Origin of the sequence: Hoyosella altamirensis (assembly GCF_014191505.1) — a bacterium.
Lineage (GTDB): Bacteria > Actinomycetota > Actinomycetes > Mycobacteriales > Mycobacteriaceae > Hoyosella > Hoyosella altamirensis.
Genome location: NZ_JACHWS010000002.1, coordinates 915,523 through 931,860, shown reverse-complemented (window position 1 = coordinate 931,860; position 16,338 = coordinate 915,523). Strand labels below are relative to the sequence as shown.

At 60.4% G+C, this 16,338-nt stretch carries 13 protein-coding genes; 1 reads left to right on the top strand and 12 read right to left on the bottom strand.

Annotation, left to right across the window (positions count from 1 at the left end; all coding sequences use genetic code 11):
• Positions 1–8: 8 nt before the first annotated feature.
• Genes FHU29_RS13165 through FHU29_RS13155 form a run of 3 tightly spaced genes read right to left on the bottom strand, consistent with a single transcriptional unit; the run spans position 9 to position 2,004 of the window.
• A complete protein-coding gene (locus FHU29_RS13165) occupies positions 9–512 on the bottom strand; it encodes a DUF1990 family protein (protein WP_064440063.1) in 504 nt (167 codons plus the stop codon).
• Positions 513–538: 26 nt separating this feature from the next.
• Positions 539–1,348: an SDR family oxidoreductase gene (locus tag FHU29_RS13160; protein ID WP_064440062.1), complete on the bottom strand. Its 810-nt coding sequence runs from the start codon at positions 1,346–1,348 to the stop codon at positions 539–541.
• Complete coding sequence (locus FHU29_RS13155; RefSeq protein WP_064440061.1) at positions 1,345–2,004, bottom strand: hypothetical protein; 660 nt, start codon at positions 2,002–2,004, stop codon at positions 1,345–1,347. The genes FHU29_RS13160 and FHU29_RS13155 overlap by 4 nt, the downstream gene beginning before the upstream one ends.
• A 110-nt stretch (positions 2,005–2,114) precedes the next feature.
• Between FHU29_RS13155 and FHU29_RS13150 the strand changes: the two genes are divergently transcribed.
• Positions 2,115–2,789, top strand: coding sequence for a TetR/AcrR family transcriptional regulator (locus FHU29_RS13150; RefSeq protein WP_083962285.1), 675 nt, complete (start codon positions 2,115–2,117; stop codon positions 2,787–2,789).
• Between the two features lie 51 nt (positions 2,790–2,840).
• On the opposite strand, the gene FHU29_RS13145 is transcribed toward FHU29_RS13150, so the two are convergent.
• From FHU29_RS13145 to FHU29_RS13105, 9 genes are all read right to left on the bottom strand, one after another.
• Positions 2,841–6,191, bottom strand: a complete 3,351-nt coding sequence (locus FHU29_RS13145; protein WP_064440059.1) for a DEAD/DEAH box helicase family protein — start codon at positions 6,189–6,191, stop codon at positions 2,841–2,843.
• Positions 6,184–7,959: an ATP-binding protein gene (locus FHU29_RS13140; protein WP_157095046.1), complete on the bottom strand. Its 1,776-nt coding sequence runs from the start codon at positions 7,957–7,959 to the stop codon at positions 6,184–6,186. Before FHU29_RS13140 ends, FHU29_RS13145 begins: the two co-directional genes overlap by 8 nt.
• A gap of 291 nt (positions 7,960–8,250) precedes the next feature.
• Positions 8,251–9,204 (bottom strand): endonuclease NucS domain-containing protein, encoded by a 954-nt coding sequence (locus tag FHU29_RS13135; protein ID WP_198156527.1) that lies wholly within the window; start codon positions 9,202–9,204, stop codon positions 8,251–8,253.
• A 3-nt stretch (positions 9,205–9,207) separates the two neighbouring features.
• Entirely contained in the window at positions 9,208–10,323 is a 1,116-nt protein-coding gene (locus FHU29_RS13130) for a restriction endonuclease subunit S (RefSeq protein WP_074390845.1), read from the bottom strand.
• Between the two features lie 2 nt (positions 10,324–10,325).
• Positions 10,326–11,786 carry a type I restriction-modification system subunit M gene (locus tag FHU29_RS13125; protein ID WP_064440057.1) on the bottom strand — a complete coding sequence of 487 codons (1,461 nt, stop codon included), beginning with the start codon at positions 11,784–11,786 and terminating at the stop codon, positions 10,326–10,328.
• A 436-nt stretch (positions 11,787–12,222) separates the two neighbouring features.
• Positions 12,223–13,209, bottom strand: coding sequence for a Bug family tripartite tricarboxylate transporter substrate binding protein (locus FHU29_RS13120; RefSeq protein ID WP_083962274.1), 987 nt, complete (start codon positions 13,207–13,209; stop codon positions 12,223–12,225).
• A gap of 5 nt (positions 13,210–13,214) precedes the next feature.
• A complete protein-coding gene (locus FHU29_RS13115; RefSeq protein ID WP_064440056.1) occupies positions 13,215–14,753 on the bottom strand; it encodes a tripartite tricarboxylate transporter permease in 1,539 nt (512 codons plus the stop codon).
• Between the two features lie 13 nt (positions 14,754–14,766).
• On the bottom strand, positions 14,767–15,306 hold the full coding sequence (locus tag FHU29_RS13110; protein ID WP_064440055.1) for a tripartite tricarboxylate transporter TctB family protein: 540 nt from the start codon (positions 15,304–15,306) through the stop codon (positions 14,767–14,769).
• Positions 15,303–16,319 carry a tripartite tricarboxylate transporter substrate binding protein gene (locus tag FHU29_RS13105; RefSeq protein WP_064440054.1) on the bottom strand — a complete coding sequence of 339 codons (1,017 nt, stop codon included), beginning with the start codon at positions 16,317–16,319 and terminating at the stop codon, positions 15,303–15,305. Before FHU29_RS13105 ends, FHU29_RS13110 begins: the two co-directional genes overlap by 4 nt.
• Positions 16,320–16,338 lie beyond the last annotated feature (19 nt).

Here is a 16,338-nt window from a genome sequence, read left to right as displayed (position 1 = left end):
GGAGAACCTCAACGGACCAGAGCGCGCACGTACATTCGGGCGGCTAGCTTCTGTCCCCATCCAGCGAGCGGGCCAAGCAACTTCACGAAAGCGGACGCTGGGCGTGAGAACGCGGTGACCGAGGCGAAAACCGCACCACTCTGCGGATCGATGTGAACGAGAAACAGTTCTTCCCCACTTACGGGATGCCCCGGCAGCGTGCCGTACGCGAACCCGCTGCAATCGTCTTCGCGCACCACATACACAACCCGGCACGGGATGCGCATCCACAACATTCGCATTTCCGCGATCGTGTTCTGCTGCGCCGTGGGTGTGGATGCGCGCACCGACAGCCCTACGCCACGCTGCATACCCCAAGCTGAGACACGTTCGGCGGCCCGCTCAAAGCACTCTCTGCCCGTACCGATTCGATGACTTACCACCATGTGGCGGTATCCCGGGGGTAGTCGTTTCGCGGTGGCTCCAACCTCCGGGTAAGTCAGGTCGAGGTGCCGGTACGCCTCCAGATCCATACCTCAGCACACTACGGTGGAGCGGCTCACCCTGGATAGATGCGGTCCAGGTAGTCCTTCCGCTGCACAGGGTCGTATCCGCCGTACTCGGCGCCGCCGACGAAGCGTTTGAGCCACCACAGGATCGGTGTCGGCGTGAGTTCTTCCACGAGTCCGAGCGGCGCGAGCCACCGGGGCACTGTCACCTCGCCACGGTTGTGGCGGGCGCTATAGGCGATGGCAGTTGCAACCTGCTGCGGTGTCAGGGTGGGTTGCAGCCGCAGACGCACCCCCGAAGTGAGGTCGGTATGGGTGGCGGCGGGCAGTACCGAGGTGACTGTGACGCCCGAGCCCGAGAGTTCGGCGCGCAGGGCACGAGAGAAGGCCACGACGCCGAATTTGGATGCGCAGTAGGTTGCGATACCGGGTGTGGTGACTTTGCCTGCCATGGAAGCGACATTGACAATATGCCCGCGCCGCCGCAGTCGCATCCCAGGAAGGACCAGGTGCACACCGGTAAGGACAGCGCCGAGGTTCACCGCGAGTTCTCGCTGCACCGCGGCCAGGTTCTGATCAGCGAAACCGCCCATGAGCTGGATACCGGCATTATTGACCAGCATGTCTATTGGGCCGTCGGCTCCCGCGGCGGCCAGAAAGGCGCGGAAGCTGACCTCATCGGTGACGTCGAGAGGATAGGCGGTCGCGCCGATCTCGGCGGCGGTTCCTTCTACGGCCGCTAGATCGCGGTCGCCGATCCACACCTCGGCGCCGCGGGCGATCAGCTCTTCGGCGGTGGCCCGTCCGATCCCGCGGGCCCCGCCGGTGACGCATACCTTTGCGCCGCGCAGCTCGATCACAGGTGGCTGCCGATCGGCTCGCGCAGCGCAAAGTAGGCGATAAGCCGGATTTCGTCGTCGTACATCCGCAGCAGGGCACGGCCCAGATAGACGCCGGGGACCACTTCCACGACCTCGTCGCGGGTCCAAGCGATCGGAAATGTCCGGATGCTGGGGTTGCGGTATTCGGGTACTCCGTAGTCCAGGGCGCGAACCGTCTTGTCTGGCTCGATCCAGCTCGCGGCCAGTGCGTGCGCGAAGTCGAAGCCTTCCATTTCCGCGCCGACACGGCGCAGCCCGAGGTAGCCCGCGGTGATGATGGGCATCACGAAACGGGCGAGTGGCGCGAGCCTGTTCCAGCCGACCCCGCCCTCCAGGTCGAAGGTCTTGCCACGCCAGGTCGGTTCGATGCGCATCAACAGGTTTGCCAGATGCGCTTCGGGGATTCCGAATAACTTCCCGACGATCAGGCCTTCCATCTTTCCGTCCGGCCCCTGGGGTGCGGCACCCGCGGCGAACATTTCCGCCAGCGCGTCGCGGTCATTACGTGCACCGAGACCGGCGAGGTAATCCCACGCTGCGGCACGGACCGAAACCGGATGCGCCGCCGCCCGGTCCCGCAGTTCCTCCAGCATCGCTCGCGGCGCCGAGATTTTTCGTTCCAGATGTGCCGTCATCGCCCTCTCCCTTCTGGCACGAGTTCGTACCAGTTTATTTGGTACGGAACTGTGCCAGATTAATGGGAGGCCTGTCAACGGCTCGGCGCCAGAAATGGGAGGATGATCGCGTGTCGACCGCTAAACGCAAGTACGCAGGTGATTCCGCCGGGGAGCGGACGCTGCGCCGACGCACCGCACTGCTCGACGTCGCGTTAACCACTATGGCCGAAAACCGCTGGCGCACAGCGACAGTCGACGCACTGTGCCGATCAGCCAAGCTCAACAAACGCTACTTCTACGAAAGCTTCGACGGCCTCGACGCACTGGCCGACGCCGTAATCGAATCCATAGCGGCCGAGGTCGCAGAGGCAGCCATCAGCGGCTACATCCCATTGCTCGACCGGCCCGTGGAAGAGCAGGCGCGCGGCGCCATCACCGCCGTCGTCGACATTCTCGGCGACGACCCCCGCAAAGCGCTCGTCCTCCTCGGCGGCATACCGGCCACACCGGTGACACACGAGAAACGCACCGCCGTAATCGCCAGCCTCACCGCCGCGCTAATCGCACACGCCCGTACAACCCACGACGTGGCGCTCGAAGAAGACTCCCTGGCCTCGACTGCACCCGCCTTCGTAATCGGCGGATCCGCCCAGGCGATCCTGTCCTGGGCCAACGGAGATCTACCGATAACCCGCGACCAACTCGTCGACGACATCACCGCACTATGGATGGCCCTTGAACACAGTGCGACCGCTCTTGCTCGCTCACGACTTCTTCGTCCCAGCACCGAACCGGCCACCTGACGTGCACGGAGTTCGACAGTTTTCACCCGCGACCACCTCGACGCTCCCCGCTCAGGCAGCGCCGGCTGGCATGGCGTGAGACTTCACATCATGAAGGATCTCTACTATGGCTTCGACATGCTTGTCGGGAAAGATAATGTCGGGCCGACCATGATCGGTGTAGGGCGACTCGAACAGCCGACCGGGCTCCATGATGCCGTTCGCTGTCAGTTCCTCGACAATCAATTGGACGAAGCGGACCTGGTCTACCGTGAACTTCGTGCCGTCAAGGTAATTGCCGAATGCTTCGATGGCAGCCGCGCGATCGAGGCCAACAAGCGAGCGGATGAAAACGCCCAACCCCCCGCTCTGCTGACCAGCCCGCACGAGTTCAGCCTTCTGAACGCCCGACTCCACGAGCATCGCCTCTAGGGCCTCAAGATCCTCAGGTGTAAGTTGCTTGTTCCGACGCAAACGCTGAAGAGCGACATGGTGGAGGTGATCTTTCAGGTACGCAGCCGCTTTCGCGCGGAAGCGTTCGAAGTTGGTGCCCGGGGTGGTCCCCGGGAGGTCGACAGCGATTGATTCGCCGAGTTCGTCCTCGAAGTCTGTGTAGACAGGGTTGCGTTTGGTTCGTTCAATGAACCGCACGAGGCCCCGAACCCGGACCCGGAGAAGTTCCAGCATTGGGAGGGTGACATCAATCCACCACTCATCCCCCGCGACCGATTCCAACAGCACGGCCTGCTCCGCGACGGACGGGATCGCCGTTTTGGTCAACAGTGCAGAGGCGATGTTCTGAATAGTTTCGCGGAGCTGCTCTGCTGCGACTGCATCGGATTGTAATTGAGCGAGCTGTCGGCGAAGCACCAGGAGGTCGAATCGCTTGGCGTCCTCGTCAGGGTCGACGGCTGTCGATGGCAAACCGGCCAAGTGTTCTGCGGCTTCGTTGGCATCTTCGGTGGTGAGTGTCTCCCATACCTTCGGGTCGGAGTACCGCTCGACCCATTTACGGTGCGGGCGGATGAGGAAGTTGTCGAGGTTCATGCCAGCGACGAACTCGTGCAGCGCATTTGCTGTAGCTTTGCGCAGATCTGGCTCAGATTCACCTAATGTCGTGATCAGCCCGAGGCGCGCCTCAAAAATTCGCTGGGTGATCGACTTCTGGATTGAGCCCTCCGAGCCGGGAAGGTCCTGGCTGAAATATTCGAGGTTGCCGCAGAAGTCGAAGACGAGGAAGTCCTTCTTGTCCTGGCCTGGCCCGAACAAGTCGGGGCGCAGCCGGGTGCCGCGGCCAATCATCTGCCAGAACTTAGACTTCGACCGGACCATCTTGAAGAATACGAGATTCAGGACCTCGGGCACGTCGATACCAGTGTCGAGCATGTCGACACTGATGGCGATGTGCGGCGCTTTGTCCTGTTGGGAAAAGTCGTCGATAAGGCTCTGCGCGTACGGTGTGCCGTGGGTGATGACGCGCGCGAATGTGCCCGCGTGCTCGGGCCAACTGATGTCGAAGCGCTGCTGAATGAACTGGGCGTGGGCCTGATTCTTGGCGAAAACAATCGTTTTGCCTAGGCGGTCCCCACTGGCGACTTTGTGCCCGTGCTGCATAAGCGTGCCGAGCACTTTATCGACGGTGTCTTCGTTGAACAGGAAGCGGTTTAGTTCCTCTGCACCAACCTCGTCCGGCGGATCGTCCTCACCCCAGTCGAGGGTGTCCCACTGGTCTTTCTCCTCTTCCGACAGGTCGTTGTACTTGATGCCCTGGCGGAGGAACTTCGTACCGACGGCCACTCCCTTGGGCGGCACAAGAAAGCCGTCCGCCACCGCTTCATCAAGACTGTAAGCGTCGGTGGGGACGCCGTCCTCAAGGTGGAAAAGCCGGTACGTGTTGTGGTCGACCTCGTCCTTCGGCGTCGCCGTCAGACCCACGAGCAGCCCATCAAACCAATCGAAGATGGCCCCATATTTCGCATAAACCGACCGGTGGGCTTCGTCGATAACGATGAGGTCGAAGTAGCCTGGCCCGAACCGACGCCCCGATTCGCCTACGTCGTTGATGAGATTCATCATCGTCGGGTACGTCGACAGGTACACCCGGCCGTCAGTGGCCTTCTCCGTCACCAAGTTGACAGGCGGGGCACTCGGCAGGTGTGCTTTGAAAGCGTTCGCAGCCTGATTAACCAACGCGGTGCGGTCAGCGAGAAACAACACTCGCTTGACCCAGTTGGCCTTCATCAGCTGATCTATCAGGGCAATTACGGTGCGAGTTTTTCCTGAACCTGTGGCCATGACCAGCAAGGCTTCGCGCTGCTTCTTCGTCAGGGCGTCGCCGACCGCTTTGATTGCCCGCTCCTGGTAGTAGCGTCCGACAATGTCTTTCTTGATCGGCGCGGCAGCAAGCGGCAGACGAGTGTGGCGGCGCTGAATCATCAACTCCAGCTCATCACGGGTATAGAAACCTTGAACTTCGCGCGGCGGGAACCCCGCCGCGTCATCCCACAACCAATGCTCGTACCCGTTGGTGTAGAAAATCACCGGGCGGCGCTTGAATTGCGCTTCGAGACAATCGGCGTAAAGCTTGGCTTGCTGCTGACCGATCTGCGCGCTCTTAGTAGTGCGCTTCGCCTCCACGACCGCAAGCGGCAACCCGTCGGCACCCCACAGCAAATAGTCGACATACCCGACGCCCTTTGCGTTGGGCATGCCGGTAACTTCGAACTCGCGGTCCCGATTCTGGCCAAGAGGCCAGCCAGCTTCTTTCAGAAGCATGTCGATGAACAGGTCTCGGGTCTGCGCCTCGGTGTAGTCGTGGTCGTCGGCCTTGGTGTTCGCCGCTTGCGCTGCCTTGATCTGCTCACGCAACTTCGCGATCTCAGCCTCATGGGAGACGAGCAGCTCATCCTTCTCGGCTAGCAGTTTCGCGTTAGCTTCATCTTGAGCCTTGAACTTCTGTGCGAGCTGCACAACTTCCGCGCGAGACAGCGGTGCGGCCTTTGAAGCGAGCTTGGGGTCGAACTGCGACCGTGTCGGCACAGCCCCAGGGTTCGCGGAGTAGTGGAACGCGGCCCACACCATCACATGGTGCAGTTCACGAAGGACTGCTGCCGCAATATCAGGCCTGATCGGCTTCTGGTCATGGACAGCCGCATTACCGGCCTTGCGAATCAGATTCAGCTTCGTGTTGATCGTGACGCCCGCACGAGCCTTGAACCCCGCGTCGTTGATCCGCGCAGCCAAGTCATTCTTATACGGCAGCGGCAGACCAAGAAGGTCATACAAATGGCCGACCAGCGTCTCAACAGCACGACGACTATAGAAACAAGCCGAGCGCGGATCGGCCATCAAATACGACTCGGCCCTCGCGCATTCAGGGTGCAGCCCGGGGAAGGTAACACGAAGAAACTCGAAGTTACCCACGGTTCCCCTTTCCCAAATCTGGATTCGACGTTGACAGGTAATAGAAACCTGGACCTCGCCGATTTGGTCTTGACGGACGGAGTTCTCCAGCCTCTTCAAGATCCTTCAACACATTACCCACGTTGGTAGGGCTGGCACCGGTGAGAGCGCCGAGCTCCGTTGTGCTGATGCGGCCCCGGGAACGCGCGTATGAGCGCGCAATTCTGGCGCGTGTCGGCCATGATCGCGTCGTTTGAGCATCACGGTCCCGCGACTGAAGGCTGTCGCGTGCTGTAGAAGATAGATTCCATGCCGGAGACTCGTCGTCAGGGATTCCTGCGACGAGTGTCACGATGCCGACGTTGTCGATAGTTCCTTGTGTCAACCGGGTGATCGCGCCGACCGTTTCAGCACGATTGAGTTGAAGGATCGGCATCGCACCATTGGCGTCGATCCAGCCTTCATCAACCACATGGCGAAGTAGCAGTAGCGCGTTGACGTCCTCAGATAATTCGATTGGTTCCAGGCTCGACAGCCACCCAATCCATGAAGAGTCAATCGCATCGCCAACGAGAGAAACTCGCACGAAGGGTCCTTCGATTTGCTCAATGGTAGGCACTCTGTGGCCGAGCCGGAGCATCTCCCGGACCATGCGGTCGACACCAACTCCTTCACGTTCCGCGACGCGAATCGCTGCAAACAACTCTGTCAGCGCCCTGTTCCGAGATTGGGACGGATGGGTAATGATGTTCGCCGCAGTGACGCCACCGAAGAATCCGCCGGGACTAGTGACGCGAAGGGTTCGACCTATGTGTTCGATAGTCGTTGGCTGGGCGAGACCCCACTCACGGTGCGCCAACCCGTTGACCACAGCTTCGCGAACTGCTTGCTCTGGAAGGTCTCGGACCTGCCCGATAGTGATGCCTCGCGGCAGGTGACGCACGGCGTTGTTCGCCGCGATATGAGTGAAGACCTCGTGCAACTCTTCGAGCAGGCCCCGAGCGCCCACGTGCACGCGTTGCCGACTGTCACCACCGGCGATGTCGCGGCGAATGTAATCGAGCCCCGGTTCGCCACGGCCGACAAATGCGAGCACTCCAGCGTTGGTGAGAAAGCCATCACCCGTGACGACATTCAGTCGACGGAGAAGCTCCGGAGTTGGCTGCCTTGCAAGGTCGAAGGCGTGGGAGTCGTTACTGTTGAGCAGAAATCTGCGCGCTACATCAACTGCTGCCTCACGAGCTTCGGATGCTGGCACATGTGAAGGCTGAGCAGACCAGTCAAAATTCGTCCGGATCATCCGTTCGGCATGCCAAGATGCAGGATCAACCTCCACACATTTGTCGCTAACACGCCATCGAACCCGTCCTCGCCAACGGATCGGTTCAATCGCCTGCGGTGCAGTGATCACAAGAAGGCGGGTTCCATCGACCTCCACTGGCCGTACGTCGAGCGTCAAGGTTCGGTCAGTCAACTCATACACCCGGTGCCTGAGCCATTCGACGTCTAGGGCTGTACCAATCAGGGTTCCATCGTCAGCGGCTCCGAGGATAAGTGCACCACCGCCTGGCGTATTGGCCATACATGCCGATTCGCCCGCAACTTGTTCTGCTGCCCTCTCATTCCGGGGCGCTCCAGGCAGCAGGCTCTTCGTCTTGTCTCGCCGCCCGGCTTCCTCTTTAAGGTCAACGAGCGAAGTCTCTGAGCGGTCCCACGTGCCAGAAGCGAGAAGCCGAAGCGCTTCGCTGACGGCGTCCTCTATCGGACTAGGCCCGAATCTTATAGACATCGCAGCATTCACCTCCACACCATAATTTAGACAGCCCCTAAATTATGGCAGAACCTGCTTGTGAATGTTGCTCATAATTTGCTCGCGGGCTCATGTGCGCGTTCGCACTCAGCTGGGTAAGCGGCAAGGCATCATCGACGCAGCCCAGCTCACTCATGAATTGTCTCCGTCCGCACCGAAGTGCCTCGCCAGCCGTTCGAGCGTAAATTCCTGGCGGAGCTTGCAGGCACTGTTCTGGTTGGCGAACATGCCCTTTTCCCAGTAGGCGTCGGACTGGGGCCTGCTGGCGATCTAACGGACAGGGACCACGTACTCGGCGATGTCATCCGCTTGCGGTAGTCCCACCGCTCCGTGGGAGTATGTCGCATGGAGATCCTGGTCAGCTAGCGGAACCCAGAGGTCCTCGACAAGCACCTTCGCTTCGTCGAATCGAACGGCCTCGCCCAGCGTTTCCCCAATCGCGACGTAGCCGTGGGATGGGATGTGTACGTTGATCCGAGCCCCGACCGGCAGCGAGCGAAGGGGGCGGGAATACCAAATATCGCCGCCCGCCGACACAAATCCGTATTCGTGGCCATCCTCCCACGCTCGCCCTAGGCCATCTCCGAACGATACGAACCAATCCTGTCCATTCCACTCCGCCCGCTTGCCCTCCTTCTTTCCCGGCGTGGCGGGCTGGCCTTCCTCTGAGGTTGCGAGCCAGGAGCGGGCGAGATAACTACGGTCGTCGTCCTTCAAGTAGGAAAAGAACACGGCATTTATGGGGACACCGAAGTCACGCAGGTACGTCACGATACGTTCAGAACTTGCGTCAAGGTCTGTGGCAACAACCGTGAGTTCAAGCTCGGCATTCAACTCATCGGGAGGAGCACTGCCGAACACTTCCTCAAAAGCCGCTTCGAAGGGTTGCCCAAGATGGTCACTGGCGAGGTCAATGATCTGCTCGCGAGTGAGAGTGGAGACCCACGAACCGTAATCCAACACTTGAGCAACAACATCGCGCGGAGTCTTGTCACGCTTGAGCTCCAGGACATGGAGATTACCGTCGCCGTCAATGGCAAGGAGATCAACGAACTTTCCGTAAGGCGTTCGAACCTGCCGCCCAACAACAAGAAGTCGCGTGCCCAGCAAGGAAGGATCCTGCTCCAAGAAATCCTCAAGAGCCGCCTCACTCGGCAGCATTGACGATTTGAGCGGACGCGGCAGCTCACCGTCGATTCGCCACATCCGCATCTCAACAGGCATCAGTCACAGCTCCCCTCGGAACGCACGGGACTGAAGGGAAGTGAAAAGTTGGTCATCTGAAATGAGGAGATTCTGCACTGCGGTCCGCTGAGCATCTACGCTTTCGATCCTGGCGGTGAACTTACGCTGCAAATCTGAACTCGGTAGGGCAATTGGGATCCTTTGCAGCTCAGACGCATTAATATTTGCCTGATTGACAGCAGCTTTCGCGAGGCGCCGCCGAATAGCCTGCCCAAAAGGACTCGTGAGATATGCCGACACGAACTCGGATTGGTGCTCAGGCTTGCATCGCACTCTAACTAGGTAGCCAGCCAATGCGAGCGACCGGTCGGTACGAACCACTGCTGTCTTGCCGACTTTTTCCTTGCTGTTCGTTCGATTGAAAAGCATGTCGCCCCGGCGAACGGTGTACCTAGGAACGTCGGCCACCGAAAGGTCGATGTACTTGAGGTCCCTCAAATCCAGACGGCCGCTGTCAGTTACGTTCCCCATCCGGAGAATCGGCCACTCACCGGAGTCGCCAGCTTTCGCGGATGTCCCATACCGAACTGACTGGGTCATGTCTCCAATTACCCCCATCGGCCATCGGCTAGCCCATGTGGCAGGGTCGCCGAACATGTCGTGGAAGATCGCCTGGGTGAGATCGTCGAGGTGGGCGAGCACTTGACGTCGTTTGGCACGAAGGGCGTCGGCGTGGTCGAGGATCGCGGCGATGCGTCGCTGCTCGTCAAGAGGTGGGAGGGGGACCTCGGCCCGGAGCAACTGCCCTTGCGTCAGCTTTGACCGCGTTGATCCGGAAATGTAGGGCGCGAAGTCGTAATTGCGAAGTGTATGGTACAAGAAATCGTGGTCAATTTGACTCCTTGATCGAAGGACATGTCCGTGATTATTCACCCATGATGGGCCAGCTATTCGGTAGGCCACACCTCTCGATGGATTACTAAAGTGACCGCCGTCCTCAGCGACAATCACCAGTGGTTCGTTAAAGATGGCCCGATCAATCCATCCTTGTTGACCATTTGCTCCGTAATACGGGACGTCCCCCGGAATGCGCTCCGACTCTGTGACGGGAACCCGCTGTCGATCCAAGCAATCTACTACCTCACCCAGCGCCACCATCTTCACGACAGCATCGCCTTCAAGTCAGCCAGACCTTTGGCGATCTCATCTTCCAGAACTTCGATGTCGGCGATGATCTCTAACGGTGGTCGGTGCTCAACTTCGTCGTGGATGATTTCTTTGTAGCGGTTCAGCGAGAGGTCGTATCCCTGCACGACGATGTCGTCTTTTGGCACGCAGAATGACTGCTCTGTGCGGGCACGGTCACGCTCAGTCGTGTCGCTTGACGCCCACCGGGTGAGGACGTCGGGCAGATCGTTGGCTTCAACCGGGTTGCGTTTGTCGTCGAGCGAGAAACCGTCGGCCTGGACGTCGTAGAACCACACATGGTCAGTGCCGCCGGAGTTGGTTTTGGTGAAGAACAGGATGGCGGTCGACACCCCGGCGTAGGGGCGGAACACACCTGATGGGAGCTTCACGACGGCGTCGAGCTTCTGCTCTTCAACTAGGGCCCGACGCAGGTCCTTGTGCGCTTTGGATGAGCCGAACAGCACTCCGTCGGGGACGATTACTGCGGCTCGGCCACCTGGCTTGAGGAGCTTCAGGAAGAGTGCGAGGAACAGCAGTTCCGTCTTTTTGGTTTTCACGATCCGTTGAAGGTCTTTGCTGGTCGACTCGTAATCGAGCGACCCCGCAAACGGCGGATTGGCCAGGATCAGGGTGTATTTCTCGGCATCCCCGGCGGCGCCTTCAGACAGCGAGTCGCGGTAGCGGATGTCAGGTGACTCGATTCCGTGCAAGAGCATGTTCATGCTGCCGATCCGCAGCATTGTTGAGTCGAAGTCGTAGCCGTGGAACATGGATCGGTGGAAGTGCTGCCGCTGCGTCGCATCCGTCAGCGCGGAAGGATGCTTCGCGCGGATGTATTCGCTGGCAGTCACGAGGAAGCCGCCTGTGCCGCAAGCTGGGTCGCAAATCTCGTCAGTTGGTTTGGGCGCCGTCATGTCGACCATCAGGTTGATGATGTGCCGCGGGGTGCGGAACTGCCCGTTTACGCCAGCGGAGGCGATCTTCGAAAGCAAATACTCGTACAGGTCGCCGTTGGTATCCCGGTCTTCCATCGGGATGCCGTCGAGCATGTCGACAACCTTCGATAGCAGCGCCGGTGTGGGGACTGTGAACCGCGCGTCACGCATGTGCTCGGAATACGTCGATCCGCCACCGCCGAGGCCGCGAAGGAACGGCAAGACTTCGTCAGCGACGATCTTGAACATGACTTCTGGAGCTTCATTTTTGAAGTTACTCCACCGCAAATGGGCCTGCGCTGGCAGAAAGATCGGATCTTCGACGGCGCTACGGGTAAACCGGGCCTTCTTCTCGGCGGTTGTCTGCAAGTCGTCGAGGCGGCGAATGAACAGTAGGTAGGTGATCTGCTCGATCACTTCAAGCGGGTTGCTGATGCCGCCAGACCAAAACGAGTCCCAAACGCGGTCAATCTTGCTCTTCAGCTCACCAGTTATCACACCCGAAACTCTAGTTCAGCAAGTCTTCACACGGTTAGTGGTCGTGGGCGGTCAGCCACCCCATGTCGACGCTGACCTTCTAGTTGCGCAGATCTCGGCGAAAAGTAGGCAGCGCAGCTGGTCGAACTCGGCGACAACAGGGTCGCGTGGACGACGGCCTGCAGGGTCAAGGCCAACTCACCAGGAAATTGGAAACTTTTTGCTGACGTGCTGCTCGATCACATCTCGCAGATGGCACACCGGCAGGCGCTCTGCGCAGGGGCCTAATGATCTTGGCCCGCTTGGCCGCGAAGGGCCAAGACGAGCCAAGATCGGCCCTGCCAGCTGCTGTTTAACCGGCAGTATGAGGTGGGCGACGGCTCGAGTACACGCACCCTAACGATTACCGATTACCCTTCGAAGCGCGGAGGCAAACATTTCTCTCCAACTCCACACGTCATCCACCCGCAGGGAAGCGTCTCAACAACTCATTCAGTTCGCGCGTCTCCCGGCCGATGTGGTCCGCGAACTCGTCTCCGGCGACGAACGTGTTGTTCCAGTGATTGTCACTCACCGTGCGACCCCAGGTCGCTGACCCGGCAAGGCTGGCGAACACGTCGATGAGCGCGTCACGCTCAGATGGTGAGATGCCTGGTGGTGCCATGAGGCCGCGCCAATTGTGGAACTCCACGTCAAGTCCCCGTTCCATGAGGGTCGGGGCGTCGATTCCTGGCAATCGCTCCGCCCCCGTGATTGCGAGGACACGCACTTCACCGTCCCGGATCTCGTAGAGATGCTCTGAGATGCCCGTGAATGCAACATCGACCTGGTCAGAGACAAGAGCCCCGAGCATATCGCCACCCCCGTCGTACGCGCGATACCCACTTTGGGTGGGCTCGACGCCGATAGCTTCGAGGAACAACATCGCGGCGAGATAGTCGGGGCCGCCAGGCTGAGAGCCCCCACCAATCTGTGCGGCGTCCGGTTCAGCCCGTACCGCGGCCACAAAGTCATCGATCGTCGCGAACTCCGAATCAGGACGCACGAGGATCGCACCCGGCTCGTCCATCAGTTGGGCGATCGGCGTCAGTTCGCGGAGCACTTCGCCCTGCCCTGAGACTTCGGCATTCGCTATCGTCGCGAGACCCATTTGCAGCAGCAGCGAAGGGTCGCCCTCCTCAAATCGCGCGCGATGCAGGGCTGCGAGGCCTCCATCGCCGGGCATGTTGATTATCGATGCACTCTCCACGAGCCGTTCATCCTCTAAAGCGATGCCCGTCAAGCGCGCAGTCTGATCGAATCCCCCGCCTGGTGGAGTCGGAACAATGATGCGTAGCGGCGAAAGCTCCGTTCCGCCGCCAGGGACGCACCCCGCGATAATCGACGCTAAGGCGATCATCAAGAGAGCGAACTTCCCTGGGAGGGAACGGAGCTTGTGTGTCACGACCGTCAGATCCTTTCGGAGACCTTCTCCTTTTCCTGCCCACCGTCGATGTCCTGCTCTGCGCCGCGGCGGGACCGTCGCACTGTTCCGATCACGGCGGGGAGCAGTGACAGTATCGCAAGCCCGAGCAAGATCGCGGGGATTGGTTGCGTAGCGAAGACAGTCCAGTCACCGCCGGAGATCTGCAAGGCCTGGCGCATCGAGCGTTCCATCAAGCCGCCGAGAATCAGCCCCAAGATCAGCGGTGCTGCCGGGAACCCATTGGCTCGCATCAAGAAACCGATCGCACCAAACGTGATGAGCAGCCACAGGTCGAACGTCGAGAAGCTCAATCCGTAGACACCGACCACGCAGAAGACGACAACCAGCGGGAGGAGCAGCGTCTTCGGGGTGTCGAGAACCTTCGCGAACACGGGAATGAGCGGCAAGTTCAGCACCAGCAGGACGATGCTGCCGATGTACATGCTGGCGATCACGCCCCAAAACACTTCGGGACGGTCCGTCATCATCATCGGGCCTGGCTGCACGTCGAGTACGAGCAGCGCGCCGAGCAGGATCGCGGTAGTTCCGGACCCTGGGACCGCCAGCGTCAGCAGCGGCACGAACGAACCGACGGCCGCCGCATTGTTGGCTGACTCGGGAGCAGCAACGCCCTTGATGTTGCCTTTGCCGAATGTCTTGCCGTCCTTCGCGATGCGCTTCTCGAACGAGTAGGACAGGAACGATGCGACGGTAGCGCCCGCGCCGGGGAGAACGCCGGTGAAGAAGCCCAGCACCGAGCTGCGCGCGACTGGTGGCGCGATGGTTTTCGCTTCCTTCCGAGTGAGACGTAGCGACGTGACCTTGCGCTTTTCGCCTTCCTTGCCCCGCTTCGTCAGCATGACGAGCACTTCCGCGAGCGCGAAGATGCCGAGGGCGACGATCAGGAAATCGATGCCCTCCAGCAAGTCGGGCAGCCCAAAGGTGAAACGCTGATTCGCGGTCTGTGTATCGATGCCGACGAGGGCGATCATCACACCCACAACTGCGGCGATGAGGCCTTTCGTGATGTTCTTGCCAGCTAGGGTGACCACGGCGGTGAGACCGAGAATCATCAGCGCAAAGTACTCCGCGGGACCGAAGCTGACTGCGAGGCTTGATAGCGCGGGCGCAACGGCCATCAGGCCGAGGATGCCGATCGTGCCGCCAACAAATGAGGAGATCGCGGCGATTGCTAGTGCCTTACCGGCTCTGCCCTGCTGAGCCATCGGATAGCCGTCGAACGATGTCGCCACCGTGCCGGCCACTCCGGGAGCATTCAGCAGAATCGACGACGTAGAGCCACCGAATATCGCACCGTAATAGACGCCCGCGAGCATGATGATCGCGGTAGTGGGGTCCATCCCGAAAGCAACGGGAATCATCAGTGCGATCGCGCTCATTGGGCCGAGGCCGGGGAGGGTGCCGATGATCGTTCCGGCGAGCACACCAATGAAGACGAACAGTAGGTTCTGCGGGGTCAGTGCGACACTGAACCCCTGCATCAACTGGTCAAATGTATCCATGAGAGTGTCCTGATCAGAAGGGCAGGACGCCGGTTGGCAGCGCCACACCGAGTCCTGTGGTGATGCTCAGGTAGAGAATGAGCGGGACGGCGATGCTCACGATCGCGTTCACGAGGTGCCGCTTGTATCCGAGGTACCAAGCGACGAGGAAGACATACGCGGCGGTCGCGATGATGAAACCGAGACGCTCGAACGCGAAGGCGTACAAGCACATCGACGCAACGAACAATCCAATCTCGTACGCCTGATTTCCGGTACGGCCCAGGCGGGGCCCCTCGTCCTCAGCTGCAACAGCTTCCGTCGCCGCCGCCCGTGCTTTCACGACCGCGGGGACCGCGGCTTGTGCCACCGACTTCGGCTCCCCGCGCTGGAAGAACAGCACCGCAGCCAGCAGCAAGAGCACGGCGCCGAGCCCCTTCGGCAATGTGGAAGGCTGAACGGGCACCTCGACCGCGGTGAACTCCGAGATCTGCGTGGCGAAGAACGTGTAGACCAGCGCGAGCGCACCTACCGCGATCGCGAGCGTCCGCTGATTGAATGTGAAACTCTTCATGACGTCCCCGCGTTCCTCGCCAGGCCGACCTCGTCAAGGATTTCCGCGAACTCATCGTTGGTTTCGTCAAGGAACTGCGCGAAGTCCGCGGAGCCGAGGTACGAATCCACCCACCCCAGCTGTGCAGATTCGACCTTCCAGGATTCAAGTTCCACGAGCTGGCTGAACAGGTTTTCGTAGTATTCGATCTGAGCATCGGTCAGATCACCGGGAGCCATCACGCCGCGCCAGATATCGAATGTGAAGTCGTAGCCCAGCTCAGTGAGCGTGGGGACGTCGGGCATCGACTCGACGCGTTCCGGCGCGGAAACCGCCAGGGCCCGTATCTTTCCGCTCTCAATCAGGCCGGTTGCCTCACCGCCACCAGTGACGCCCATATCGACGTGACCGCCAAGTAGCGCTGTCATCGCTTCGCCGCCACCGTTGAAGGCGACGTAGTTGAGCTCCGTTGGATCCGCACCGACGGCGAGCGACGCCCCCGCGACGGCGACGTGGTCCATGCTTCCGGGTGACGACCCGCCCGCTACAGCGAAAGATTGCGGGCGCGAGCGGAGCTGTTCTGCTGCCTCGTCGAAGGACGTGATCGGCGAGTTTCCTGGAACGACGTACACCATGTAGTCGGTCGCGAGTCGGGCAATCGGCGTGTACTCGGTGTACTCGTTTTGTGCCTGACCCGTCATCGGGACAAGCAGCATGGGTGGACTTGTGACGAAGAGTTTGTGCGGGTCACCGGAATGAGCGGCCATGTACGCCCATCCGATTGCGCCTCCCGCACCAGGCTTGTTGATGACGCGGAACTGCTTGTCGGCGAGACCCGCCTCATCGAGCAGCCTCGTACTAGTTCGTGCGAGTGTGTCCCAGCCACCGCCGGTGGCCGCGGGGGCGACCATTTCGATGGGCTGGGAAGGCGACCACGCACCGTCTTCAGAGACTTCCGCTTCTGTGCAGGCGGTCGCGCTGAACACAGCGAACGCAGCCACCACACAAAGGGGGAAGGCCAGGCGTTTCCTCATTCCGAACTCCCAACGTGGA